The 23441-nt window shown below is 69.0% G+C and carries 22 protein-coding genes; 13 read left to right on the plus strand and 9 right to left on the minus strand.

From position 1 onward, the window contains the following. Position 1: 1 nt before the first annotated feature. Entirely contained in the window at positions 2 to 1600 is a 1599-nt protein-coding gene (locus ASG80_RS14310; protein ID WP_056731830.1) for an ABC-F family ATP-binding cassette domain-containing protein, read from the minus strand. A gap of 142 nt (positions 1601 to 1742) precedes the next feature. On the opposite strand from ASG80_RS14310, the gene ASG80_RS14315 reads away from it, so the two are divergent. Then, positions 1743 to 2843 (plus strand): winged helix DNA-binding domain-containing protein, encoded by a 1101-nt coding sequence (locus tag ASG80_RS14315; RefSeq protein WP_056731831.1) that lies wholly within the window; start codon positions 1743 to 1745, stop codon positions 2841 to 2843. 74 nt (positions 2844 to 2917) lie between these two features. Here the strand turns inward: ASG80_RS14315 and ASG80_RS14320 are convergent, their stop codons facing one another. Together ASG80_RS14320 and ASG80_RS14325 are read right to left on the minus strand one after the other, a co-directional pair. Beyond that, on the minus strand, positions 2918 to 3481 hold the full coding sequence (locus tag ASG80_RS14320) for a YceI family protein (protein ID WP_056731833.1): 564 nt from the start codon (positions 3479 to 3481) through the stop codon (positions 2918 to 2920). A 96-nt stretch (positions 3482 to 3577) separates the two neighbouring features. Further along, the gene (locus tag ASG80_RS14325) at positions 3578 to 4744 is read right to left on the minus strand and encodes a glycoside hydrolase family 3 N-terminal domain-containing protein (protein WP_056731835.1); all 1167 of its coding nucleotides are present in this window, start codon (positions 4742 to 4744) and stop codon (positions 3578 to 3580) included. A 79-nt stretch (positions 4745 to 4823) separates the two neighbouring features. On the opposite strand from ASG80_RS14325, the gene ASG80_RS14330 reads away from it, so the two are divergent. The 6 genes from ASG80_RS14330 to ASG80_RS14355 all read left to right on the plus strand — a co-directional run bounded on the left by ASG80_RS14330 (position 4824) and on the right by ASG80_RS14355 (position 11023). Then, positions 4824 to 5957, plus strand: a complete 1134-nt coding sequence (locus ASG80_RS14330) for a hypothetical protein (protein WP_056731837.1) — start codon at positions 4824 to 4826, stop codon at positions 5955 to 5957. Further along, complete coding sequence (locus ASG80_RS14335) at positions 5957 to 6784, plus strand: oxygenase MpaB family protein (protein WP_056731839.1); 828 nt, start codon at positions 5957 to 5959, stop codon at positions 6782 to 6784. Before ASG80_RS14330 ends, ASG80_RS14335 begins: the two co-directional genes overlap by 1 nt. Next, entirely contained in the window at positions 6781 to 7275 is a 495-nt protein-coding gene (locus tag ASG80_RS14340; RefSeq protein WP_056731841.1) for an Lrp/AsnC family transcriptional regulator, read from the plus strand. The genes ASG80_RS14335 and ASG80_RS14340 overlap by 4 nt, the downstream gene beginning before the upstream one ends. Positions 7276 to 7383: 108 nt before the next feature. Then, complete coding sequence (gene pdhA / locus ASG80_RS14345; RefSeq protein WP_056731842.1) at positions 7384 to 8529, plus strand: pyruvate dehydrogenase (acetyl-transferring) E1 component subunit alpha; 1146 nt, start codon at positions 7384 to 7386, stop codon at positions 8527 to 8529. Next, positions 8526 to 9548: an alpha-ketoacid dehydrogenase subunit beta gene (locus ASG80_RS14350; RefSeq protein WP_156401858.1), complete on the plus strand. Its 1023-nt coding sequence runs from the start codon at positions 8526 to 8528 to the stop codon at positions 9546 to 9548. The genes pdhA and ASG80_RS14350 overlap by 4 nt, the downstream gene beginning before the upstream one ends. Continuing rightward, a complete protein-coding gene (locus tag ASG80_RS14355) occupies positions 9536 to 11023 on the plus strand; it encodes a dihydrolipoamide acetyltransferase family protein (RefSeq protein ID WP_235508336.1) in 1488 nt (495 codons plus the stop codon). Before ASG80_RS14350 ends, ASG80_RS14355 begins: the two co-directional genes overlap by 13 nt. 6 nt (positions 11024 to 11029) lie before the next feature. On the opposite strand, the gene ASG80_RS14360 is transcribed toward ASG80_RS14355, so the two are convergent. Further along, positions 11030 to 11557: a hypothetical protein gene (locus ASG80_RS14360; RefSeq protein WP_056731846.1), complete on the minus strand. Its 528-nt coding sequence runs from the start codon at positions 11555 to 11557 to the stop codon at positions 11030 to 11032. 97 nt (positions 11558 to 11654) lie between these two features. Further along, positions 11655 to 12152, minus strand: coding sequence for a glutathione peroxidase (locus ASG80_RS14365; protein WP_056731848.1), 498 nt, complete (start codon positions 12150 to 12152; stop codon positions 11655 to 11657). 63 nt (positions 12153 to 12215) lie between these two features. On the opposite strand from ASG80_RS14365, the gene ASG80_RS14370 reads away from it, so the two are divergent. Continuing rightward, positions 12216 to 12728, plus strand: a complete 513-nt coding sequence (locus ASG80_RS14370) for an AI-2E family transporter (RefSeq protein ID WP_255355598.1) — start codon at positions 12216 to 12218, stop codon at positions 12726 to 12728. A 148-nt stretch (positions 12729 to 12876) separates the two neighbouring features. Here ASG80_RS14370 and ASG80_RS14375 read toward each other — a convergent pair whose 3' ends face one another. The 3 genes from ASG80_RS14375 to ASG80_RS14385 all read right to left on the minus strand — a co-directional run bounded on the left by ASG80_RS14375 (position 12877) and on the right by ASG80_RS14385 (position 15577). Further along, positions 12877 to 13335 (minus strand): hypothetical protein, encoded by a 459-nt coding sequence (locus ASG80_RS14375; RefSeq protein WP_056731852.1) that lies wholly within the window; start codon positions 13333 to 13335, stop codon positions 12877 to 12879. 77 nt (positions 13336 to 13412) lie between these two features. Beyond that, positions 13413 to 14975 (minus strand): DUF1254 domain-containing protein, encoded by a 1563-nt coding sequence (locus tag ASG80_RS14380; RefSeq protein ID WP_200952574.1) that lies wholly within the window; start codon positions 14973 to 14975, stop codon positions 13413 to 13415. A gap of 188 nt (positions 14976 to 15163) precedes the next feature. Then, entirely contained in the window at positions 15164 to 15577 is a 414-nt protein-coding gene (locus tag ASG80_RS14385; protein WP_056731855.1) for a hypothetical protein, read from the minus strand. Positions 15578 to 15835: 258 nt separating this feature from the next. On the opposite strand from ASG80_RS14385, the gene ASG80_RS14390 reads away from it, so the two are divergent. The 5 genes from ASG80_RS14390 (at position 15836) to ASG80_RS14410 (ending at position 23052) form a co-directional block, all read left to right on the plus strand. After that, positions 15836 to 16192 (plus strand): hypothetical protein, encoded by a 357-nt coding sequence (locus tag ASG80_RS14390; protein ID WP_056731857.1) that lies wholly within the window; start codon positions 15836 to 15838, stop codon positions 16190 to 16192. Between the two features lie 277 nt (positions 16193 to 16469). Beyond that, a complete protein-coding gene (locus ASG80_RS14395) occupies positions 16470 to 17894 on the plus strand; it encodes a DUF1254 domain-containing protein (RefSeq protein WP_056731860.1) in 1425 nt (474 codons plus the stop codon). Positions 17895 to 17952: 58 nt separating this feature from the next. Next, positions 17953 to 19422: a cardiolipin synthase gene (gene cls, locus ASG80_RS14400; RefSeq protein ID WP_056731861.1), complete on the plus strand. Its 1470-nt coding sequence runs from the start codon at positions 17953 to 17955 to the stop codon at positions 19420 to 19422. 13 nt (positions 19423 to 19435) lie between these two features. Further along, positions 19436 to 20728 carry a DUF2254 domain-containing protein gene (locus ASG80_RS14405; protein ID WP_162256637.1) on the plus strand — a complete coding sequence of 431 codons (1293 nt, stop codon included), beginning with the start codon at positions 19436 to 19438 and terminating at the stop codon, positions 20726 to 20728. 77 nt (positions 20729 to 20805) lie between these two features. Further along, entirely contained in the window at positions 20806 to 23052 is a 2247-nt protein-coding gene (locus ASG80_RS14410; RefSeq protein WP_056731865.1) for a LuxR family transcriptional regulator, read from the plus strand. Here the strand turns inward: ASG80_RS14410 and ASG80_RS14415 are convergent. Continuing rightward, positions 23049 to 23408, minus strand: a complete 360-nt coding sequence (locus tag ASG80_RS14415; RefSeq protein ID WP_056731866.1) for a carboxymuconolactone decarboxylase family protein — start codon at positions 23406 to 23408, stop codon at positions 23049 to 23051. The genes ASG80_RS14410 and ASG80_RS14415 overlap by 4 nt on opposite strands. Positions 23409 to 23441 lie beyond the last annotated feature (33 nt).

Raw genomic sequence — 23441 nt, forward strand, 5'->3', positions numbered from 1 at the left:
GTCACGCCAGCTCGATGAGCTCCTGGTACTCGCGGCTCCAGTGGTCTTCGGTGCCGTCGGGCATGATGAGCACCCGCTCGGGGTTGAGCGCCTCGACCGCGCCCGGATCGTGGCTGACCAGCACGACCGACCCCTCGTAATGCGCGAGCGCGTCGAGGATCTCGGCGCGGCTGGCTGGGTCGAGGTTGTTCGTCGGCTCGTCGAGCAGCAGCACGTTCGCCCCCGACACGACGATCATCGCGAGCGCGAGCCGGGTCTTCTCGCCGCCCGAGAGCACGCCGGCGGGCTTGTGCACGTCGTCGCCCGTGAAGAGGAACGAGCCGAGCACCTTGCGCGCCTCCGTCTCGGTGAGGTTCGGCGACGCGCTCACCATGTTCTGGAGCACCGACCGCTTCACGTCGAGCGTCTCGTGCTCCTGCGCGTAGTAGCCCACGCGAAGCCCGTGCCCCGCCTCGACGACGCCTGTGTCGGGCCGGTCGACACCCGCGAGGATGCGCAGCAGCGTCGTCTTGCCGGCGCCGTTCAGGCCGATGATCACGACCTTCGACCCGCGGTCGATCGCGAGGTCGACCGCGGTGAAGATCTCGAGTGAGCCGTAGCTCTTCGACAGGTCGTTCGCCGTGATCGGCGTGCGGCCGCACGGCGCCGGCGTCGGGAATCGCAGCTTCGCGACCCGGTCGACGGCGCGCACCTCCTCGAGGCCCGCGAGCAGCTTCTCGGCACGAGCGACCATCTGATGGGCTGCAGCGGCCTTCGACGCCTTCGCGCCGAACCTCGCCGCCTGCAACTGCAGTGCTCCGGCCTTCTTCTCGGCGTTGGCGCGCTCCTTCTTGCGGCGCTCCTCGTCGGCGGCGCGTTGGCGCAGGTAGTGCTTCCAACCCATGTTGTAGATGTCGATGATCGAGCGGTTCGCGTCGAGGTAGAACACGCGGTTCACGACCTCGCCCACGAGCTCCACGTCGTGGCTGATCACGATGACGCCGCCCTTGTAGGCCTTGAGGAATTCGCGCAGCCACACGACGGAGTCGGCATCGAGGTGGTTGGTCGGCTCGTCGAGGATCATCGTCTCGGCGTCGGAGAAGAGGATGCGGGCGAGCTCGATGCGTCGGCGCTGGCCACCCGAGAGCGTCTTCAGCGGCTGGTCGAGGATGCGGTCGGGCAGGTTCAGGTTCGAGGCGATCGACGCGGCTTCGGCCTCGGCCGCGTAGCCGCCGAGCGCGGTGAATCGGTCGGTGAGATTGCCGTACCTGCGCATGGCCCGCTCGGCCACCGCCGGGTCGTCCGACCCCATCAGGTGGGATGCCTCGTGCATCCCGAGCACCAGCGAGCCGAGACCACGCGCGTCGAGGATGCGCGTGCGCGCCAGCATCTCGGGGTCGCCGGAGCGCGGGTCCTGCGGCAGGTAGCCGATCTCGCCCGAACGGTCGATGCGGCCGCCGGTGGGCAGCGTCTCGCCCGCGAGCGTCTTGGTGAGCGTGGTCTTGCCGGCGCCGTTGCGGCCGACGAGCCCCACCTTGTCGCCCGACGAGACGCGGAAGTCCACGTGCTCCATCAGCACGCGTGCGCCGACGCGGATCTCGAGATCATGGACGGCGAGCACGGTGATCCTCCGGCGGGACGGGGTGGGTGGCGACGTGCCGAGTGGCACAGCCCCCCAGTCTATCGTCACCGGCGCGACCCGCCGGTCGTCGGCAGCGTTCCAACGGTGAACGGATGTCGCCGGCATCCGCCAGACTCGAGGCATGCCGAAGCCCGCCAGTGCCGCCCGCCTGCGCGCTGCGCGCCTCGAATCCCACGGATTACGTGGCGGCCTGCCGTCGATCACCGCGGCGGCGCGTCGCCTCGGCGCGGTGCAGGCGCAGAACTTCGTGGCCGCGAAATGGGTGCTCGGCGTCCGTGTGCCCGGATCGGTCGCGGGTGATGTCGACGCGGCGATCGAGTCGCGCGAGGTGGTGCGCTCCTGGCCCATGCGAGGCACACTGCACCTTCTGCCGACCGAGACGTTGCGGCCGATCCTCGCCATCACCGGACCCCGGATGCTGCAGCGCGCGGCCACCACTCACCGGCTGCTCGAGCTCGATGCGGCGGTCTACCGCCGGGCTCGTGCGGTGGCTGAGCGTGAGCTCGTCGGCCGATCCCTGTCGCGCGAGGAGCTCCTGGGCACCTGGGAGTCGGCCGGCATCTCGACCACAGGGCAGCGCGGCTATCACCTGATCTGGTGGCTCGCGCAGGACGCGGTGCTCTGCTGCGGCCCGGTGGAGGGGCGCGGCCAGCGCTTCGTGCTGCTCGACGAGTGGGCCCTCGCGACGGGCGAGCAGCCCGGCCGTGAGGAGACGCTCGCGCGCCTGTTCACGTCGTACGCGGCCGGTCACGGTCCGGTCACGGTGCGCGACTTCGCGTGGTGGGCCGGCCTGACGCTCGGCGATGCAGGCATCGCGCTCGCGGCGGCAGGCGATGCCGTGACGGCGTTCGATGACGGGCACTTCGTCGCCGCCGACGCGGGGTGGCCGGCCGATGCCGATTCGACCGCTCCACGCGGTGGCGGACGGATGGCGCTGGCCGCGTTCGACGAGTACTTCCTCGGCTACACCGACCGTGATCCGATCTGCGATCCACGTCACGCGCGTCGCGTCGTGCCCGGGGCGAACGGCGTCTTCCAGCCGGTGCTCGTCGCGGCGGGAGTGGTCGAGGGCGTGTGGAAGGTCGCGCGCGCCCGCGGCACGGCATCCGTCGACCTCTACGGCTTCGACGCGCCCGTCGAGCCCTCGCGGTACCGCACGGCTCTGTCACGCTGGGCTCGCTTCAACGGCGAACGGCTCGGCGCCGTCGCGACCGCGAACTGACCGACGCGCTGCACGCCGTCGAACGGTGACGGGCGGTGCCGCGATCGCGGCACCGCCCGCTCGGATCGAGCGATCTACTGCTCGAGCGCGGCCTGCAGCTCGAGGGTGATGGTCACCTGGTCGCCGAGGAGCACGCCGCCGGTCTCGAGCGCGGCGTTGTAGCTGAGGCCGAAGTCCTCGCGGTTGATCACGGTCTTCGCCGTGGCGCCGCCCTTGTAGTTGCCGTAGGGGTCGCCGCCGAAGCCGCCGAAGTCGAAGTCGAACGTCACGGCCTTCGTGGTGCCGCGGATGGTGAGGTCGCCGTCCACCTTGAAGTCGCCGCCGTCGACGCGCACGCCCGTGGAGACGAAATCGATCGTCGGGTGGGTCTCCGCCTCGAAGAAGTCCCCCGTGCGCAGGTGCGCGTCGCGGTTCGGCTCGTTCGTGGTGATCGAGGCCACCTCGGCCGACGCCGTCACGCTCGAGTCGAGCGGGTTCTCGGCGGTCACGAAGGTCGCGTCGAAACGCTCGAACTTGCCCTTCACCTTGCTGATCATGAGGTGGCGGATGCTGAAGCCGACCTCGCTGTGCGAGTTGTCGACCTTCCAGGTGCCGGCGCGGTAGCCGGGGATCTCGATCGTCGTGGCGGTGCTCGTCATGGTGCGGTTCTCCGTTCGATGTCGCTGCGGCCGATCGGCCACACACATGCAAACGCATGAACCCTCGAGATCTATTCCCCCGCGTGCGACATCCGTTCACGTCGTCGCCAGCGAGCGCCGCATGGTGAGCACCCGCTCGACGGCGTCGTCGAGCCGCCCCTGGCTGATGCGCCCCGACTGCACGGCGCCGACGATCGACGCCACGAGTCCGCTCACCGAGATGCCGAACTCCGACGGATCGGCCGGAAGCACGTAGAGCAGCAGGTCGGACCCCGCCGCGACCGCGCGGACCGCGTTCTCGCCGGGATCGGCGAACTCCGGCAGGTCGTTGTGCTGGAGCATCAGCATGTCGTCTGTCACGATCACGCCGTCGAAGCCGAGCTCGTCGCGCAGGATCCGGTGCCACGTCGGCGAGAGCGAGGCGGGCGCCGCGTCGACCGCCGGGTACGAAAGGTGGCCGGTCATCACGATATCGGCACCCGCGGCGATGCCCGCTGAGAACGGGATCGCCGGGCCCGAGCGCCACTCCTCGAGGGTCAGTGGAGCCGCCGGGACGCTCGAATGCGAGTCGCCCGGCGCCGCGCCGTGGCCGGGGAAGTGCTTGATGGTGCTGAGCACGACGCCCCGCTCCCCCGACACCGCCGCAGCGACGCGCTCCGCCGCGGCGGACGGGTCCGTGCCGAGTACGCGGCCGGAGATGAACGATGCGGGATCCGGCGTGACGTCGGCGACGACGCCGAAGTTCACCGAGACGCCGACGTCGGCGAGTGTCGCCGCCCGGGTCGCGAAGGCGTCGCGTGCGGCGGCTGCCGGCGCCCCGCGCAGCGTCTCCGCGCTCGCCGCGGTATCCCACGGCAGGCGCTGCACCTCGCCGCCCTCCTCGTCGATGCCGATGAGCACCGGTGCGTCCTGGCCGTCCTGCACCGCCGACGTGAGGGCCGCAAGTTCCGGAGGCGTGCCCGGTACGTTGTCGCCCATGAGGAGCAGCCCCGACACGCCCGCGTCGACGTAGGCAAGGAGCGGCGCCGGGTCGGTGCCGGGTGCGTGCAGCATGAGGAGCGAGGCGGCCTTCTGCTCGAGCGTGAGGTGCGACATCCGCTCGTCCACCCATGCCTCGATCGGATCACCCCGGTCATGCCCGGGTGCAGCGGTGGACTCATGGGTCGACGACGGCGCGGTCGGCGCCATCGGGCTGCACGCGGTGACCCCGACGAGCACCGCCGCGACCAGGAGCGGCAGCGCCGCCGATCGACTCATGTGCATCGGGCCGAGTGTACGCTGCGTGTCCGAGCGACCGCCGATCGCGCCCGTGGGTAGACTCGCGGCGCTCGGAGGGGGTGCTGTGCGAGGCGGACGGAAGGCGATCGCGGGCATCGCGGTGATGCTCGTGTTGCTCACCACGCCCGCAGCGCCCGCATCCGCCGAGGACTATCCGACCTGGGACCAGGTGCAGGCCGCCAAGGCCGACGTCGCGTCGCGGGAGGCGGAGGCCGCACGGATCACGACCTTCGTCGACGAGCTCGAGGCCGAGGCGGGCCGACTCGGCGACGCCGCAGTCGAGGCGGCGGCGACCTCCGCGGCTGCCGAGGTCGCGCGTGCGGCGGCCGAGGTACGCGCCGGCACCCTTCGCACGGCGGCCGACGCGGCCGCAGCCGAGGCGGCCGCCTCCTCCGCCAGGCTCGGGCGTCTCGGGGCCGTGCTCGCCCGCTCGGGCGGCGCCGACGTGACGCTCCGGCTGCTCTTCGACACCGACGGCGGGGCCGACCTGCTCGTCGGGCTCGCGCGCGCCGCGCAACTCACGAAGGTGTACGGCGGCGTGGCCGCCCGCGCCAAGGCCGCCCGTGCCGATGCGGCCGCGCTCAGCGAGCAGGCCGACGTGGCCGAGGCCGAGCGCACTCGACTCGCCGAAGAGGCGGCGGATGCCGCGCAAGCCGCGGAGGAGGCGCACGAGGCGGCAGAGGCGCAGGTGGTCGAGCAGCAGGGCGTGCTCGACACGCTGTACGCCCAACTCGCGAGCCTGCGCGACCGCACGGTCGAACTCGAACGGCAGTTCCGCATCGGCGAGCAGGCCGCGCAGGAGCGAGCCGCGCGAGAGGCCGCCGCCGCCGCGGCGTCCCGCGGGAGCGGAGGAGGCGGCGACAGTGGCGCGCCGCCGCCGGGCGTGGTCGTCGACCGCGTCGCCGCCAAGGCGTATGCCGCGAGCCGGCTGGCGGGCCACGGCTGGGGCTCCGACCAGTTCCGGTGCCTCGACCTTCTGTGGACCCGCGAATCGGGCTGGCGCGCGGACGCGTACAACGCCTCGAGCGGCGCCTACGGCATCCCCCAGTCGCTTCCCGGGAGCAAGATGGCGAGCGCGGGCGCCGACTGGCGCACCAACGCGGCCACGCAGATCGATTGGGGGCTCGGCTACATCGACGCGCGGTACGGGGCCCCATGCGGTGCGTGGGCGCACTCCGAGGCGTACAACTGGTATTGATGCAAGGCGAGGACGAACGCGCGGTATTCCGGCGTCACGGCGCGGAGGGCGTGCTGCTCATCGGCGGCGGCGCGGCCGTGCTGCTGCAGCTGGCAGACCCGCGCGTCGCGCTCGGGGTCGCGCGCCACAGCGGCTTCAGAGACCGTCCGCTCGACCGCCTCCGCGGCACGCTCGACTACGTGTACGCGGTCGGCTTCGGCGACGACGAGCTCGTCGCCGAAGCGGTGCGCACGGTGAACGCCCGCCACGTGCCGGTGCGCGGAACGGCCGGCGACGGACGACCCGCCTACAGCGCGTTCGACGCCGACGCGCAGCGCTGGGTGGCCTCGACGCTGCTCGCAGTCGCCATGGACCTGCACGAGCGGCTCTGGGGGCCGCTCGACGCGGAGACCGGCGATGCGATCGTGCGCGGCTACGCACCCGTCGGCTTCCGGCTCCAGGCGACGCGGGAGGGATGGCCCGACACGCGCGCCGAGTTCGACGCATGGTGGACCGACCGCCTCGACCGGCTCGTCGTCGGCGACGAGGCGAGGACGGTCGCTCGCGCGCTGCTCTCAGGGGCATCCGACCTCCACCTCGGCGCGGCCGCGCTCCTGCCGCCGATCCGGCTCCTCACCGCCGCGCTCCTGCCGGCCGCCGTGCGCGACGCCTACGGGTTCCGCTGGACGCCGCGAGTCGAACGCGTCGCCGACGGCTGGTTCCAGGGCATCGCGCTCGTGTGGCCGCGGCTCCCGCGCGTCGTGCGGCACGCCCCGATGCATGCCTCGCTCCGGCGCGTGCGACGCCGCAGCCGCTACGCTGAGCATGAGCCACGAGGACGACGATGACCCAGCAGATCCCGCACCGGAACGAGCCGCTCGACAGCATCGATCGGCGCATCGTCGCGGAGCTCAGCCGGGACGGACGACTGTCGGTACGCACCCTCGCCGAGCGCGTGCACATCTCCCGCACGGCGGCGCACAACCGAGTGCAGCAGTTGCAGAAGCGCGGCGTGATCACGGGATTCGGCGCGCAGATCGACCGCAAGGCGATCGGGCTCCACATCTCAGCGCTCGTGGTCGTGCGCATCGGCGAGGTGTCGTGGGAGGTGATCGCGGCGAAGCTCGCGACGCTCCCCTTCGTCGAGAAGGTGCAGGCCGTCTCCGGCGACATCGACATCATGCTCACGGTGAGCGCTCCCGACCACGAGCAGTTGAGCCAGGCCATCCTCCGCGACATCCACGACATGCCCGGCGTGGTGTCGACCCGGTCGCACCTGATCCTCGCTGAGATCGAGGGTCATCCGCCCGCGCAGACCCTGGACATCTGGCACACCTGAGCCCGCCTGCGACGGACGGATGGCAACGCTTTTCCATCGCGGGAGCCGTTCGTTCACGCTTCGCTCCGACGCCCCGCGCACGGCCGCAGACTGGCGCACCATGGCGGTATGAGCCTCAACGTCGAGCACCACAGCGTCCGCGCACTCCCCTCAGAGAAGCCCATCCGCCTCCTCGACAACGCAGGTCACGCCGTGCGGAGCGCGGCATCCGGCGGGTTCGAGCTGCCCGACCTCGACACGCTCCTCGAGCTCTATCGCCGCATGGTCGTCGCACGACGGTTCGACGTGCAGGTCACCGCACTCACCAAGCAGGGCCGGCTCGCCACCTACCCCTCGGCGTACGGACAGGAGGCCTGCGAGATCGGCGCCATCTCGGCCATCGAGGCGCGTGACTGGTTCTTCCCGACCTACCGCGACAGCATCGCCCTGCTCACCCGCGGCATCGAGCCCGCCGACATCCTGCTGTCGTTCCGCGGCGACTGGCACAACGGCTACGACCAGTACGCGCACCGCTGCGCCTCGCAGACGACACCGCTCGCGACGCAGGCGCTGCACGCGGTCGGGCTCGCCCACGCGGCGCGCCTCCGCCAGGACCCGATCGTGACCATGACGTACCTCGGCGACGGCGCGACGAGCGAGGGCGACGCACACGAGGCGTTCAACTTCGCCGCCGTCTGGCAGACGCCCACGGTGTTCCTCGTGCAGAACAACCAGTTCGCCATCAGCGTGCCGCTCGCCCGGCAGACGCATGCCGCGACCCTCGCTGACAAGGCGGTGGGCTACGGCATGCCGGGCTATCACGTCGATGGGAACGACGTCGCCGCGATCTACGCCGTGACGCGCGCCGCGGTCGACCGCGCCCGCTCCGGCGGCGGCCCGACGCTCATCGAGGGCCTCACGTATCGCATCGAGGCGCACACGAACTCCGACGACCCGACCCGCTATCGCCAGGCCCGCGACGTCGAGCACTGGAAGCGCCGCGACCCGATCGAGCGCCTGGAGAAGTACCTCGTGTCCGAGGGCGCGCTCTCCGAGGCGGCGCGCACCGAGATCGCGGATGCCGCGGAGGCGGTCGCCGCGCACACGCGCGACGTCATGACGACCGAGGCCGACCTCGACCCTCTGGAGCTCTTCGACCACGTGTACGAGCGTCCTCGCGCATCGCTCCTCGAGCAGCGTGCCCGCCTCGAGGCCGAGCTGGCGGATGCCGCGACGCAGGCCGGACACCGGAACCACGCCGGAGCCGCCCGATGACCGCGACCACGACCCGGCTCGACGCGCCCGCGGCATCCGCACCGACGCAGCTCACCATGGCGGGCGCGCTGAACGCCGCGCTCCGCGACGCGATGGCCGCCGACGACCGCGTCGTCGTGTACGGCGAGGACGTCGGCCCCCTCGGCGGCGTGTTCCGGGTCACGGACGGCCTGCAAGCACAGTTCGGCGAGGACCGCATCTGGGACTCCCCGCTCGCCGAGTCCGGCATCATCGGCACCGCAGTGGGCATGGCGATGTACGGCATGCGTCCCGTGGTCGAGATGCAGTTCGACGCCTTCAGCTACCCCGCGTTCGAGCAGATGGTCTCGCACGTCGCGAAGATGCGGAACCGCACGAAGGGGCGGATGACGCTGCCGATGGTGGTGCGCATTCCGTGTGCCGGCGCGATCGGGGGCGTCGAGCACCACTCCGACTCGTCCGAGGCGTACTGGACGTCGACGCCGGGCCTCACCGTCGTGATGCCGTCGAACCCGGCCGACGCGTACTCGATGCTGCGCGAGGCCATCGACAGCAACGACCCCGTGGTGTTCATGGAACCGAAGAGCCGCTACTGGTCGAAGGCTGCGCTCGCCCTGCCGGTCATCACGGCGCCGATGGACCGCGCGGTCGTGGTGCGCGAGGGCACCGACGTGACGCTCCTCGCCTACGGCCCCACCGTGCGCACCGCGCTCGAGGCGGCCGACGCCGCCGAGGCCGAGGGCCTCTCGATCGAGGTCGTCGACCTGCGCAGCCTCTCCCCCTTCGACGACGAGACGGTCGGGGCATCCGTGCGCAAGACATCGCGCGCCGCCGTGATCCACGAGGCCGCGCAGTTCGGCGGGTACGGCGCCGAGGTGGCCGCGCGGGTCACCGAGCGGAACTTCCACCACCTCGCTGCGCCCGTGATGCGCATCACGGGATTCGACATCCCGTACCCGTCGCCGAAGCTCGAGGAGCACTACCTCCCGACACCCGACCGGGTGCTCGCCGCGCTCGACACCTGGGAGTGGGACGACTGATGGGGCGCGACTTCATCCTTCCCGACCTCGGCGAGGGGCTCACCGAGGCGGAGATCGTCGCGTGGCTCGTCGAGCCGGGCGACGAGGTGGCCATCGACCAGCCGGTGGTCGAGCTCGAATCCGCGAAGTCGGTCGTGCAGCTGCCCACCCCGTTCGCCGGCGTCGTCGAGTCGCTCGGCGGTGAGGTGGGCCAGGTCCTGCACGCGGGGAGCGTGCTCATGACGCTCGCGCCCGTGGGTGCCCCGGCGGCCGCCAAGCCTGATGCCGCCGCCACCGGCGAGCCGCAGGCCGCGGATGCCGCAGCTGCGCCGGCGACCCCGGTCGCCGCCGAGCCAGGGGTCGCCGTGCCGACCGAGTCGGCCGCCGAGGAGTCGGGGGCCGTGCTGATCGGCTACGGCACCAGGGCGTCGACCGCGACGAAGCGTGCGGCCGGTGCGCCGGCGCGCTTCGGCCGGCGTCAGCCCGCTGCGGGCGGGGGTTCCAGCCGCCCGACGACGGGCCCGGCACCCTCGCGCCTCGACCCGGCGCGCCGCTCCCCGGTCGTCTCGCCCATCGTCCGACGCATCGCCCGCGAGCACGGGTTCGACGCGAGCCAGCTCGAGGGCTCCGGCCCCGATCACCTCGTGATGCGGCGCGACGTGGAGGCGTTCGTGCACGAGCTCGAAGGGGGCGCAGCGCCAGCAACCTCACCGGTCGCGTCGCCCGCAGCACCGGGCGCGCCGACGGTCACGGCGGAGCGGCCCGCGGCTGCGACATCCGCTCGCCCCACCCCGTCGGAGGCTCCCGGTGACCGCCGCGTGCCGCTCGACCGCATGGGCCGTGCCGCCGCGGCGCACTTCGCCCGCTCGCGTCGCGAGATCCCCGAGGCGACCGTGTGGATGGATGTCGACGCCACCGGGCTCCTCGCCGCCCGAAGCCAGCTGCAGGAGGCCACGGGCGAGCGGTTCGGCATGACGGCCCTCGTGGCGCGGTTCGTCGTGGCCGGGTTGGCGCGGCATCCGCTGCTGAACTCGAGCTTCGACGCCGAACGCGACGAGATCGTGATGCACGGCGCTGTGAACCTCGGCATCGCCGCGCAGACCCCGCGGGGGCTGCTCGTGCCGGTCGTGCACGGCGCCGAGCGGATGAGCCTGCGCGAGCTCCGAGACGCGATCGGCGGCCGCAGCGGCGAGGCGGCGTCGGGCGCGTTCCCGCCGTCGGCGCTGTCGGGCGGCACGTTCACGCTCAACAACTACGGCACGCTCGGCGTCGACGGCTCCGCGGCGATCATCAACCATCCCGAGGCCGCGATGCTCGGCATCGGCCGGCTCATGCAACGGCCGTGGGTGGTCGAGGGCGAACTCGCCGTGCGCACCGTCACCGAGCTCACGATCTCGTTCGATCACCGCGTATGCGATGGCGCGGAGGCCGCGGCCTTCCTCACGTTCGTGGCGCGTTGCATAGAGCGTCCGGTCTCGGTGCTCGCCGACCTCTGACGGCGATCAGAAGAACTCGTCTGGCGTGCCCGCCGCGCGCTCGACGTCGCGCGTGTCGTGCGCGCCGGCGCGCAGCTTCGCCACGGCGACCCGGAGCCCCGATTCCATCTGCGCCGCCCAGGCATCGGACTCGCGGGCACTCGCCTCGGCCGCGCGGGCGCGCGACTCGGCGGAGTCGGCTGCGTTGCGTGCGTCGTTCACCTGGCGCAGCGCGAGCGTGATCCCGTAGTACGCGGCCACCATCGTGGCGATCGGCGCGGCGATGATCGCGAGCGCGCTGATCGCCGCCCCGGTCGGGCTGAACGCGATGAGCAACGCGAACGCGAGGAAGAGCACGACGATGCCGGCGAGGACCACGAGCATGAACCGGAGGTCGCGGCTCCACACGTTGGAGGCCTGACGCTGGCTCGCGGCATCCGGCGCCTGGTGCGGAGCCGGCCCCGGGAGCAACACCGTGTCATCCGGGTGCGGAGCCGGTGCGCCACCGGGCGCGGGCGCCTGGTCGACGATGGGACGTGAGTACGCGTCGGTCATTGGTTCCCCGCTCCCCTTGCATGGAATAGACCCCCCAATTGTGGGCCGCTCCAGCGGGAGGGTCAAGGAAGCGCGCCGCCGGTCGGCGCGCATCGCCTCATGCCGCGGCGGCCTCGTCGAGCCCGCGTTCGATGACGGCGACGATCTTCGGGTCGTCGGGCTGGACCTGGGGCCGGAAGCGCATCACCTCACCACCGGGCAGCACGAGGAACTTCTCGAAGTTCCACTTGACGCGACCGGTCTTGCCCGCGGCATCCGGCACCTTGGTGAGCTCGACGTAGAGCGGATGCCGGTGCCGGCCGTTCACCTTCACCTTCGACATGAGGGGGAAGGTGACCCCGTAGGTCATCGAGCAGAACTCCTTGATGTCCTCTGCGGTGCCCGGCTCCTGTGCGGCGAACTGGTTGCACGGGAAGCCGAGCACCGTGAACCCGCGGTCGCCGTACTCGCGCTGCAGCGCCTCGAGCTTCTCGTACTGCGGCGTGAGGCCGCACCTCGAGGCGACGTTCACCACCATGACCACCTGGTCGTCGTAGTCGGCGAGTGAGGCGGTGCCGCCGTCGATGGTCGTGAGCGGGATGTCTCGGATGTCCACTCTTCGAGCCTAACCCCGCGAACAGCAAGCTCGATTCGAGCTGACCACGGCCGACAGACCGCGGTGGCCCCTCGAACGCGAAGAAACCCCCGGAACTCGAGGAGCTCCGGGGGTATTGGTGGATCTGAGGGGACTCGAACCCCTGACCCCCTGACAGTCCTGGGCGTCCCTGGCGCGTTCGTGTGGGCCGTTCTCGCTTTTGTCACCTCCTTCATCCCCAACATCGGCTTTCTCATCGGGGTGATCCCGCCCGCCCTCATCGCCCTCCTGGAGGGTGGACCCGAGCTGATGCTCGCGGTCCTCGCCATTTACACCGGGATCACCTTTCTGAGCGATAGTTTGATCAAGCCGCGGGTGGTTGGCGACACGGTAGGCCTCTCCACCACCGTGACCTTCCTCTCACTGGTGTTCTGGACCTGGGTCATCGGGCCGCTGGGCGCGCTCCTGGCTGTACCGCTCACCCTGCTGACCAGGGCGCTCCTGATCGAAGCGGACCCCCGCACCTGGTGGGCCCTTCCCCTGATCTCCGGCAAACCGAACCCGACTGAGAAGCCGGAGTCGAAACACGTGGGATAAACCGCGAGATGGAGGGATGGCGTCGCGGTGCAGTAGGTCAGCGACCGTCGCCTTCTCCGACTGGTGACATCTATTCGAGCGCGAGCCGGGCTGCCGCCCCATCGGCGCGCTCGAGCGAGCGGCGCGCCCCAACGTCATGACGACTCTGTCAGAACGCGGCCCACCAGGCGGCGGTCAGGAAAGCGAGTGGAGCGAGACCGGTGCAGACCAGCCCGACGACCCAGAAGGCGTCTGCGTGCCGGGGCAGGCGGTGGTTGCCAATCCGTGTCGTCGCCAGGTCCCCGTGATGTCCGATGGCCTGCTCGATGCGCTCCGACTCTTCCTGGAAGCGCATCCAGGCAAACGCGAGGCCGCTGCCCGCGATGATGACGAACGTAAAGATCATGGCCCGTAGCCAGCCTGGTACGTCGTTGTAGATGCCGGCGGCGGCGCCACCCGCGGACACGGCGACCACGAAGGCGGTGAGCGCCGCGCCAACTGCCAGGACGTCGCGCCTGCGCTGCTTGAGGCGACTCAGGCGCGTGGCGTAGGTGTCTTCACGCCACGACGTCAGTCGGTCGAGGGCGTCGTCTCCGTCATGGCGCATGTCGCCTTCCTCGGTGGTCATCGAGGGTTCCTCCCATCCGCATTCGATCGCAACGAAGCAGGAGCATCGACAACGACGTCACGTGCCAGCACCCTGTGCTAGATCGGCTGAATCTCGCTGGGCTGCCAGGTCTTGTCGAAGAACGGCTCGAGCGGGTTGTACAGGCGAAACACCGTCCACCAGCCCTTCCCGGGAACGGTTTGGAGCCAGTTGCTCTCCATCCCGGTCGGCGCGGCCGGTCCGAAGTAGAGGTCGGTGGAGCCGTCCGGGTTGTACTGGACGGTGCCGGATTGGCTTCCCAGGCGCGGGAACTGCTGGTCCGTTCGCAGCATCGATCGGGTCTGGTTGTCGTACAGCAGTAGCGACCAGAAGCGGGATTCCGGGATGTCCGGCGGCAGGGTGAGTCGATAACTCCTGCCGCCGTCCAGGAACTCACCCCGACTGTCTCGCATTGCGAAGATGTACTGGGAGCCGATGCCCGTGAGCCGCATGCACATCGCTGGGGTGATACCCGTTGCCATGTAGAAGAAGTTGGTGGCGGAGTCGAGCTTGCGCGCTCCATTGCTCGCGGCGGGCACTGGTCCCTGGGCCGTGATGGCGGGGGGCGGGTCGAGGAACTCGTAGCCGCCGACGAAGAGCGCGCTCTGCCATTGCGAGTCGGGGTAGTACGCGAAGCCCTCTTCCGGTCGCGCGGCGAACGTGATGGTCCGCGCGGTGGCGTTCCCGACGACCACGGCCTCCTCCAAGATCTTCCGCATCCGGGCGTCGGGCGCGAAGGGTTCGCCGTGGGCGATGCCGACCGAAGCGAGCAGTCCGAGGAGTTCGGGGTCCCCCGCGTTCGGTGGGTCCTGCTGCAGGGCTTCGTGGACCAGTTCCCAGTAGCCGAAGTCGTTCGGGAAGAGCGTGTTGACCGGCATGCCGGATGCCTCGACGAAGCGTGTCTCGGGTGTGGCCTGTGCGGCCCCGAGCGGGGCATTGCCGGCGAGGAAGCTGGCGACGGCTGTGCCGTACGCGCCGGGCACGTACGGATGGACCTTGACCCCCTCTCGGATCACCTGGACGGGGACCGCCGGGTCGTTGTGGATCATGAATGCGCGTCCGATGAGGGTCGCTCGCCGGGTCCGGGAATGGAACACGTGGTAGCCGCTGTCGGGAAGTGGACCGTCATAGTCGGGCCCGACGAGCAGGTAACGTCCGCCCTCGCCGCGGTCCGGACCGGGAAGGCCGACATCGGTGACCCACCGGAACCACATGTCGTCGATCGTGCCGAGGATCCCGCTCGGGGCTCCGAGTGCCGGGATCTCCACGACCACGGGTCCGTTGCCGAGGTCGATGAAACCCCAGAAGTAGACGGTGTCGCAGTTCGCCGTCAGGAACAGCGATGACGAATCCATCAGGTCGGGGAAGAGCATGAACTCGCCATCCTCGACCCCGACGGACAGGAAGCCACGGCGCACCGCGGCAAGCGACGCCACGCGCAAGGCACCGAGGAATGCCTCCACGCCGTGCAGGAAATCGAGGTGGTCGTACAGCAATGCCGCGGTGGCGTCGGCTGGGGCGCCGTCGCGGAACTCCAACGTTCCCACCCTGCTGTCGATCGTGTCGGGGGTCGAGAACGGTGCCAGATCCCCCATGCCCACTGGGGGCTTCGTGTCGTCCATCGCGCTTCCTCTCTCTTTCGCGCCTGCGCATCAGGGTCGGTCCGTCGATCCAAGCCACTTCGCAGCCGGACAGGACATCTCCCGCCGATCGCGCATGCGGGTCGAATTCTTGCCTCACCGGCCTGATGCCAGAACATCCAATGTGAACGATTCCTCGCTGCGACTGTTCATGCGGTGCACCACCTGGTTCACGCAGGTTCGTCCTTGTGCCCCATCTCGCGGCCGTGTGCCGTGATGGCATAGATCACGAGGATGTCGATTCCGATGACGATCACGGACCACCACGGCTGAGCAGGGACGAGGAACAGCTGCCCGAGAGCGCTGAGTCCGGCGACGATGACTGCGATCACCCGCGCCCAAGTGGCACCCGAGAACAGGGCGATCCCGGTGAACAGGAGCAGGAGTCCGATCAGAAGGTTCCACCATCCCCACCCTGTGAGGTCGAAGAGGAACAGACTGCCGCTCGTGAGAACGTAGTAGCCGTTCGACCCCAGCAACGCGACAACGCCTTGGAGCGCGCTGAATGCGCCATTCAAGATCAGGATGACCGCGGCGAACCCTATCCATCCGACCCATCCCGTGGTCTCTCTTGCAGTACTCATGATCTCGGCACCCTCCCTACCCGTTGCCGTTGGCGCAGGCGCCCCCGGAAGCCTCGCTTGAGCAACGCAAGGGTGCCGGAAGCCCGGTGAGAGGGCATCACCACACTTGAATGAAGAGGGCATTCAGCCTCGCCGGGGCTCGCCCACGCAGGTGGTTTCATCCGAAAACAATGAAGCGATTCATATCTCCCGGGAGTCCAATGGCGCCTGGAGCGCCACACCGCTCACCACCAGATCCACCCGGGGGAAGGATCCACCATGTCTGACACATTGAACGACGACGCACCGGTGCTCGACCTGCTCGCGCAGATGACCGCCGACTCCGTCGAGGCCTCGAGCCTCGACTCCCAGACACTGGTACTCGTACGGATCGCCGCGCTGGTGGCTGTCGGCGCACCCCCGGTCTCGTATGCGCTCAACCTCGAAGCCGGCGGTGAAGTCGGTCTCGACGCCGAGAACGTCCGTGGAGTCCTCACGGCGATCGCACCTATTGTCGGTACGGCGCGGGTCGCCGCGGCGACCGGCAACATCGTCAAGGCGCTCGCCGCGGAGATCGCACTCGAGGACCTCGAAGTCGCCGAGCTCGAGGATGAAGCCGAAGACCAGCACGCCTGAGGGGCCTCTCACCTCCTGCCTGCAGTCGCAGGCGGGAATGTAGACGCCGCCGAAGACGTCTCCACTGTCTTCTCCAGCGCCGCGGAGTCGAATCCGGGCTCCGGCGCAGACGCCTAAGGCAAGGCCGCGACTTCACTCGATACGAATGATGTCGGCCAGATCACCTCGTCCTAGGTTCGCGAGCAGCTGAGGACCTACAAGCCGCGTGGCGGGAGCTGGCCAGCTGCTGTCCATCATCGACGCTCCGTCGTCACCTTTCAGTCAAGGAGGATCGGTCATGACCATCTCGGACCGCACAGCCCGGGCTCACCCCGAATCGGTGGAGTCTCGAATCGGCACCCTGCACTACGACGTCGGATGCCCCACGCCGGAAACCTCGCAACGACTCTTCGATGAGATGGACTTCCAACGCGCGGTGCAGGCCTACCTGTGGGCCTACCCGGCCGTGTCATTCGAATCCATCCGAACCGTCGCGAAGGACGACCTCGGAATGGACGCCCTCGACCTCGGAATCGCGGACGAGTTCGTCGATCCGAGGTCGATGTGGCTCACCGCCAACGACACCACGATCTACGCGTTCGTCAACTTCGACCTGTCGGAGGGCCCAGTGGTCATCGAGATCCCACCCGGAGCCATCGTCGGGCTCGTCGACGACTTCTGGCAGAAGTCGCTCGTCGATGTCGGCCTCCCCGGTCCGGACGCCGGCAACGGCGGAAGGTTCCTCGTGCTTCCGCCCGACTACGAGGGCGAGGACGTTCACGACGGGTACTACACGGTGCAGGCGCACATGCACGACCACAACATGCTCGTGCGCGGAATCATCGTGAACGGCGACGTCCCGGACGCCGTGCAGCGGATCCGGAACGTCAAGGTCTACCAGTGGAGCGAACGCGAGGACCCGACACCGAACCGGTTCGTGTCGATCTCGGGAGCCCTGATCGACACGAGGCCCCCCGGTGGGATGGAGTTCTGGACACGGCTGTCGAGGGTCATCGACAACAACCCGGTCCAAGAACACGACCGGTTCCACATGGCGATGCTCAAGCCGCTCGGTATCGAGAAGGGCAAGCCGTTCCAGCCTGACGATCGCCAGGCGAGGATCCTGGAGGAGGCCGCGGAACTCGGCGATGCCATGGCCCGCAACGTCATGTACGAGAACTCGCAGCGCATCAGCGGCGCGACGGCATTCCCCGGCACCCGGTGGGACTGGGTCATCCTGGTCAGGCCCGACCAGGAGGCCGAACACTACAGCCAGCTCGACGAACGCCTGCAGTACACCTATGGCGCGATCTACCTTTCCCCCGGCATCGGCCGAATGCAACCCGGACCCGGGGCGACCTACCTCCAGGCATTCAGGGATCGGGACGGCAACCACTTCGACGGTGAGAAGGCCTACCGCCTGCACATCCCGGCGAACCCCCCGGCCGCGGCATTCTGGTCACTCACGCTGTACGACACCGCCACACGCTCGATGGTCCAGAACCCGACGAACGATGCCGCGCGTTCCGGGTACGACGACCTCGCCATCAACGAGGACGGCTCCATCGACCTGTACTTCGCGCCCGAACCCGGTGTTGGGCCGGAAACGAACTGGATCCAGACGGTGCCCGGCAGGGGCTTCTACCCGATGTTCCGCCTCTACAGCCCGACAGCTCCGCTGTTCGACGGCACGTGGACCCTGCCCGACGTGGAACCGGTATGAGGCGGAGCGCGGCCGTGACTCATGCCGGCACAGTGACCTCGCCACGACGGATGCGCTCGTGAACGAGCAGTTCCCCATCATCGGCGGCATCCTGGTGATCCTTGACTTCGTGATCCGGATCGCCGCGCTGTTCATCGTGCCTCGCGATCGGAAGCCGACTGCGGCGATGGCCTGGTTGCTTGCGATCTTCCTGATCCCGTTCGTGGGCATCATCCTGTTCCTGCTGATCGGCAACTCGAAGCTCCCGAAGAAGCGACGGGAGCGACAGGAGGAGCTGAATCGGATCATCGCGGAGCGTGCCGAGGGCGTCGATCTCGTCGGCGACCGATCGGCCTGGCCCGTCTGGTTTGCGGGCCTGGTTCGGCAGAACCAGGACCTGGGGGCGTTGCCCGCCGTCGGTGGCAACACCGCGGCGCTCATCGGTGACTACGTGGCGTCTGTCGATGCGATGGCGGACGAGATCGACACGGCGACGAGGTTCGTGAACGTGGAGTTCTACATCGTGTCGTTCGACGCGACGACGAAGGGCTTCTTCGGGGCCATGGAGCGCGCCGTCCAGCGTGGCGTGCCGGTTCGCCTCCTCATGGATTTCATCGCGTCGAGGAATGTGGCCGGGCACGACGAGACCGTGGCGGAGCTCGACCGGATCGGGGTGGAGTGGAGTTACATGCTGCCGGTCCGACCGTTCAAGGGCCAGTACCAGCGCCCCGACCTGCGCAACCATCGCAAGCTGCTCGTCGTCGACGGTCGCGTCGGCTTTATGGGTTCGCAGAATCTCATCGACCGCACGTACAACTCGCCCAAGAACCTCAAGCGCGGATTGAAGTGGCAGGAGCTCGTGACCCGGGTCACAGGCCCGATCGTGCCGGCGATCAATGGAGTGTTCCTGTCCGACTGGTACACCGAGACCGGCGAGCTCCTCGGTGAGGAGGCGCACCTTCGCGCCGCCGACGTTGCACCGGACAGGTCCGCGGCGGCGCTCGACTGCCAGGTCGTGCCGAGCGGCCCGGGCTATGACGACGAGAACAACCTGCGGCAGTTCCTGACGCTGGTCACGTCCGCCCAGCGCAAGGTGATCATCACGAGCCCCTACTTCGTGCCCGACGAGGCGATGATGTACGCGATCACCTCCGCCTGCAAGCGCGGACTGGAGGTGCAGTTGTTCGTCTCGGAGATCGGCGACCAGGGTTCCGTGTGGCACGCCCAGCGCTCGTACTATGAGCCCTTGCTCAAAGCCGGGGTGCAGATCTGGCTCTACCCGGCACCGTTCATCCTGCATTCCAAGCACCTGTCGATCGACGAGGAGGTCGCCGTGATCGGCTCGAGCAACATGGACATCCGCTCATTCGCGCTCAATGCCGAGGTGACGCTCCTCGTGCGCGGTCGATGGTTCGTCGAGCAGATGCGCGCCGTCGAGCAGGGATACCGCGATGCCGGCCGGCAGCTGACGCTCGAGGAGTGGGAGAAGGAGCCGGCATCGGCAACCTTCCTGGATGGCGTCGCGCGACTCACCTCGGCACTGCAGTGAGCGAGGTCGCGATATGACGTGGCGCACCCGGTTCCGCCGGCGGGAGAGCGTAACCGAAAGCCTTTGGGCCATCCCGATTCTGGGAGCACTGCTCGGCGTGATCCTCGGCTCAGCCGTCGCGATCGCCGACGAGCGACTCACCACGCCCGTGCTGTGGCAGTACACGCCGTCGACCGCGAGCGCCGTACTGACGTCGATCGTCGGTGCGACGGCAGCGCTCACCGGCTTCGTTGTCACCGTGACGGTGCTCGTGGTGCAGATGGCGACGGGCAGCTTCTCGGCCCGAATCATGCGCCTCTGGTACCGCGATCCCCTCTTGAAGGCGACGCTGGCGATCCTCGTCGGCACGCTGACCTTCTCCTTCTCGGTGCTCTCACGAATCGGCGACGACTCCGTGCCGAACCTCGGCGTGACAGTGTCAGGCCTGCTCATCTCCCTGTGCCTGCTGGCCTTCATCGTCTTCTTCGATCGCTGCGTCCGCCGGCTCCGGCCGGCAGCAGTCGCCGCGGATGTCGCTCGCACGGCTCGCACGACGTTCGAGCAGACGCTGAGCCTTGCCGACCGACCTGACGTCCGTTGGGACTACGAGGCGACCCGCGCGGATCCAACGCTCATCGTGAGTGCGAGCCGCGGCGGCGCCATCCAGGCGATAGACCCCGACGGCCTCGTGGCGTGGGCTCGAGCGAGAGGGGCTGAACTCGTCGTTCCTCATCCAGTGGGCGACTTCGTGCACGCGGGCGAGGCGATCGTGCTCGTCTTCGGAGGCGAGTTCGGTGACGGCGCGGCCGCCGAGCTCGAGGGAATGATCGCGCTCGGCGACGAGCGAACGTTCGATCAGGATCCGACGTTCGCGTTGCGGATGATGGTCGACATCGCCAACAAGGCGCTTTCACCGGCCGTGAACGACCCGACGACCGCCGTACAGGTGCTCGATCACATCGGGGATGTCCTCGCCTTCGTCGGACAGACAGACCTCGACCTGCGGACGCAAGCCGCCGAACCAGGAACGACGGCCGCGGTCGTCATTGTGACCCGCCGCTGGGAGGACCTCGTCGTACTCGGGCTCACGGAGATCCGAGAATTCGGAGCCACCTCAGTGCAGGTCATGCGACGGCTCCGGGCCGTGCTCGAGGAACTGCTCGCGACCGTGCGGCCCGAGCATCGGGCAGCGATCGAGGAGGAACTCAGGCGCCTTGATGCGACCGTCGCGGACGGTTGGCGCACGTCTGTTGACTTCGACCGCGCGTGCGAGGCCGATCGCCAAGGGATCGGCGGCGCCGCCCACCCCACTACGAGGCGCCCGTAGGGAGCTCCGGCGCGGCCCAGAGGCCGGGCCGTATGGCGCTATTGAGTGCACCCCTCGCAACCCAATAGGCTTCGGGAGTGCTAGAGGATGCCCCGGCGCTGGTCACGTCGGAGGTCGAGCTGGATCGCCAGCTGCTCGACGCGAAGCTCACCGCTCCCCGACTCACTCGTCGGAGCTCGGTCAGTCGCGCCGCCCTCATCGCCTCCGCGCGATCGTCGGATCGTCGGATCGTCGCCGTCACAGCGCCCGCGGGGTATGGGAAATCAACGCTTTTGGCACAGTGGGCGAAGGCGGAGAAGCGACCGGTCGCGTGGGCCTCCCTCGATCGATTCGACGATGACCCGATCGCGCTGCTCGTCGTGCTCGCCTCGGCGTATGCGCGGATCACGCCGGGAGTGGAGCACCTGGCCGACGCGGTTCGGGGGTATGGCGGTTCCGCACTCGGCCGGGCGGCGCCGCTCGTCGCCACCGCGCTGGGAGCCAGCCGGACGCCGTTCGTGCTCATGCTGGACGACTTGCATGAGCTGCAGGATCCGGCCAGCCACGACGTCCTGAGTGTCGTGATCGGTGGCATTCCGGCCGGCTCGCAGCTGGTCGCGGCGAGCCGAGCCGAGCAACCGCACCTCGCACACTCCCGCGCGTTCGGGGAATCGATGGAGATCACCGCCGTCGACCTCGCGTTCGACGCAACGGGCGCACGCGAGGTGTTCGCCGACGCGGACCTTGCGCTCAGCACTGAGGAGGCGGTCGTTGTGGTCGAGCGCACGGAGGGCTGGCCGGTCGGCGTGTACCTCGCCGCGGCGATCATGCGCGACGGCGGCGCGCCGGCAGTGTCAGGCGACGATCGATTCATCGCCGACTACCTCTACCAGGAAGCGCTGGTACGCCTTCCAGAGCACCAACAGCGGTTCCTGCGTCGAACCGCGGTGCTCGAGAACCTGTCGGCACCGCTGTGCGATGCGATCCTCGGCACCGACGATGCGAGGGTCGTACTGCGCGACCTGGCGGCAGCGAACGCGTTCCTGGTCCCCCTCGACCGTCGGCGCGAGTGGTACCGGTATCACGGGCTCTTCCGCGAGTTCCTTCTCAGCGAACTCGCTCGGGTGGAACCCGACCTGATCCCCGAACTCCGCGTGCGGGCGGCGTCGTGGTTCGAGGAGCAGGCGGCGCCTCCCGTTGCCGTCGAGTACCTGCTCGACGTTCCGAGCGAACGGACGAGGGCCATACACCTGATGGCCGCCACGACGCTCGGTGCCTATCAGCTCGGGCTGCTGACGACGGTGCAACGCTGGTACCGGACGATCGGCGACCGGGCGATCGAGGAGTACCCGCCACTCGCCGTCTTCGCCGGCTGGATCTCCGCGCTCGCCGGCCAGGCAGACGAGGCGGACCGGTGGGCAGCCGTACTGGCGGAGGCATCCTACGATCTCCCACCTGATGACGGCTCGGCCTCCTTCGATTCCGCCAGGGCCATGCTGAGATCCTTCATGTGCGCCTCCGGACCAGACCAGGCGATGGCAGATGCCCGCTTCGCAGTCGCGTCGGAACCGAGCACGAGCCCATGGCGAGATCAGGCGCTCATCCTACTGGGCGAGGCTCATCTTCTCGCCGGAGATCTCGAACAGGCCGAGGTTGCCTTCACGGAGGGTTCCACGGTGGCGACGGCTCACGACAACACCGACGGCGTCGTCTTGAGCGAGTCGGAGCTCGCCGTCCTCACGATGGACGACGGGCGGTGGGTCGAGGCGGCCGGGCACGTTCAGACCGCGCTGGAGGCCATCGACGAGCACGCATTGGACGACTACTCCGTCTCCGTGCTCGCATTCGCCGAAGCTGCACGGCTCGCGCTTCACCAAGGTGACCTGCAAGCGGTTCATCGCCATGTCACGCGCGCGATGCGTGCACGCCCCAGCTGTACGTCCGCGATGCCGTATGTTGCGGTGCGCGCTCGCCTCCAACTCGCGAAGCTGCATTGGGCGTTGAACGACCACATCACCGCTCATCACCTGCTCCGCGAGGTCGAGGATATCCTGGTTCGGCGGCCGGATCTCGGCGCACTCGTCGATCAGGTGGAGGAATTCCGAAACCTGGTCGCGTCGAGTGAACAGTCTGGCTGGACGGGCGGCCCGCCACTGACCCCCGCGGAGCTTCGCCTGCTTCCGTATCTCCAGACCCATCTCTCGAACGCCGAGATCGCCGGGCGACTCTACGTCTCGAGGAACACGGTGAACTCCGAGCTCGCCAGCATCTACCGCAAGTTCGACGTTGCCAAGCGAAGTGAGGCGGTCCAGCGCGCCACGGATGTCGGTCTCCTCGGCGCTTAGGGCCGCCACCCGCGAGTGGATCCTCCTTCGTCGGTGACCTCGTCGAGGTCATGGCCGAGCGCCATGGCGAGCTGCGGTGCTGCGGCGACCGCTCGGGGTACCCCCACAATGTCCATGATGCCCATGAGGACATCCACGATCTCGACTGCGGTAGCTCCGGCGCTCACCGCCGCATCGGCCAATGATCCGAATGAGGGTTCGGCCCCACCCATCGCGACGAGTGCGGCGATCCTGGAGAGTGCCATCGTCTTCGGATCGACCACGGGAACGCTGTCGAGGTCGAAGCGGACGAAGTCGTCCTCTCCCATCCGCTCGGCGTTCATCGACAGGCGACGAAGCCGCTCGAGGTAGTCCACGATGTGCTCCCAACTGCGCGTCTTTCGCGGCGA

Origin of the sequence: Agromyces sp. Soil535, from assembly GCF_001428255.1 — a bacterium.
Taxonomy (GTDB): Bacteria; Actinomycetota; Actinomycetes; order Actinomycetales; family Microbacteriaceae; genus Agromyces.

What these genes read in the sequence shown, in the direction of transcription:
- ASG80_RS14405 (WP_162256637.1), top strand. Translation starts at nt 19,436, where the DNA reads ATGACGTGGCGCACCCGGTTCCGCCGGCGGGAGAGCGTAACCGAAAGC.
- ASG80_RS14375 (WP_056731852.1), bottom strand. Translation starts at nt 13,335, where the DNA reads ATGACCACCGAGGAAGGCGACATGCGCCATGACGGAGACGACGCCCTC.
- ASG80_RS14340 (WP_056731841.1), top strand. Translation starts at nt 6,781, where the DNA reads ATGACCCAGCAGATCCCGCACCGGAACGAGCCGCTCGACAGCATCGAT.
- ASG80_RS14380 (WP_200952574.1), bottom strand. Translation starts at nt 14,975, where the DNA reads ATGGACGACACGAAGCCCCCAGTGGGCATGGGGGATCTGGCACCGTTC.
- ASG80_RS14335 (WP_056731839.1), top strand. Translation starts at nt 5,957, where the DNA reads ATGCAAGGCGAGGACGAACGCGCGGTATTCCGGCGTCACGGCGCGGAG.
- pdhA (WP_056731842.1), top strand. Translation starts at nt 7,384, where the DNA reads ATGAGCCTCAACGTCGAGCACCACAGCGTCCGCGCACTCCCCTCAGAG.
- ASG80_RS14395 (WP_056731860.1), top strand. Translation starts at nt 16,470, where the DNA reads ATGACCATCTCGGACCGCACAGCCCGGGCTCACCCCGAATCGGTGGAG.
- ASG80_RS14350 (WP_156401858.1), top strand. Translation starts at nt 8,526, where the DNA reads ATGACCGCGACCACGACCCGGCTCGACGCGCCCGCGGCATCCGCACCG.
- ASG80_RS14315 (WP_056731831.1), top strand. Translation starts at nt 1,743, where the DNA reads ATGCCGAAGCCCGCCAGTGCCGCCCGCCTGCGCGCTGCGCGCCTCGAA.
- ASG80_RS14385 (WP_056731855.1), bottom strand. Translation starts at nt 15,577, where the DNA reads ATGAGTACTGCAAGAGAGACCACGGGATGGGTCGGATGGATAGGGTTC.
- ASG80_RS14360 (WP_056731846.1), bottom strand. Translation starts at nt 11,557, where the DNA reads ATGACCGACGCGTACTCACGTCCCATCGTCGACCAGGCGCCCGCGCCC.
- ASG80_RS14325 (WP_056731835.1), bottom strand. Translation starts at nt 4,744, where the DNA reads ATGCACATGAGTCGATCGGCGGCGCTGCCGCTCCTGGTCGCGGCGGTG.
- ASG80_RS14320 (WP_056731833.1), bottom strand. Translation starts at nt 3,481, where the DNA reads ATGACGAGCACCGCCACGACGATCGAGATCCCCGGCTACCGCGCCGGC.
- ASG80_RS14390 (WP_056731857.1), top strand. Translation starts at nt 15,836, where the DNA reads ATGTCTGACACATTGAACGACGACGCACCGGTGCTCGACCTGCTCGCG.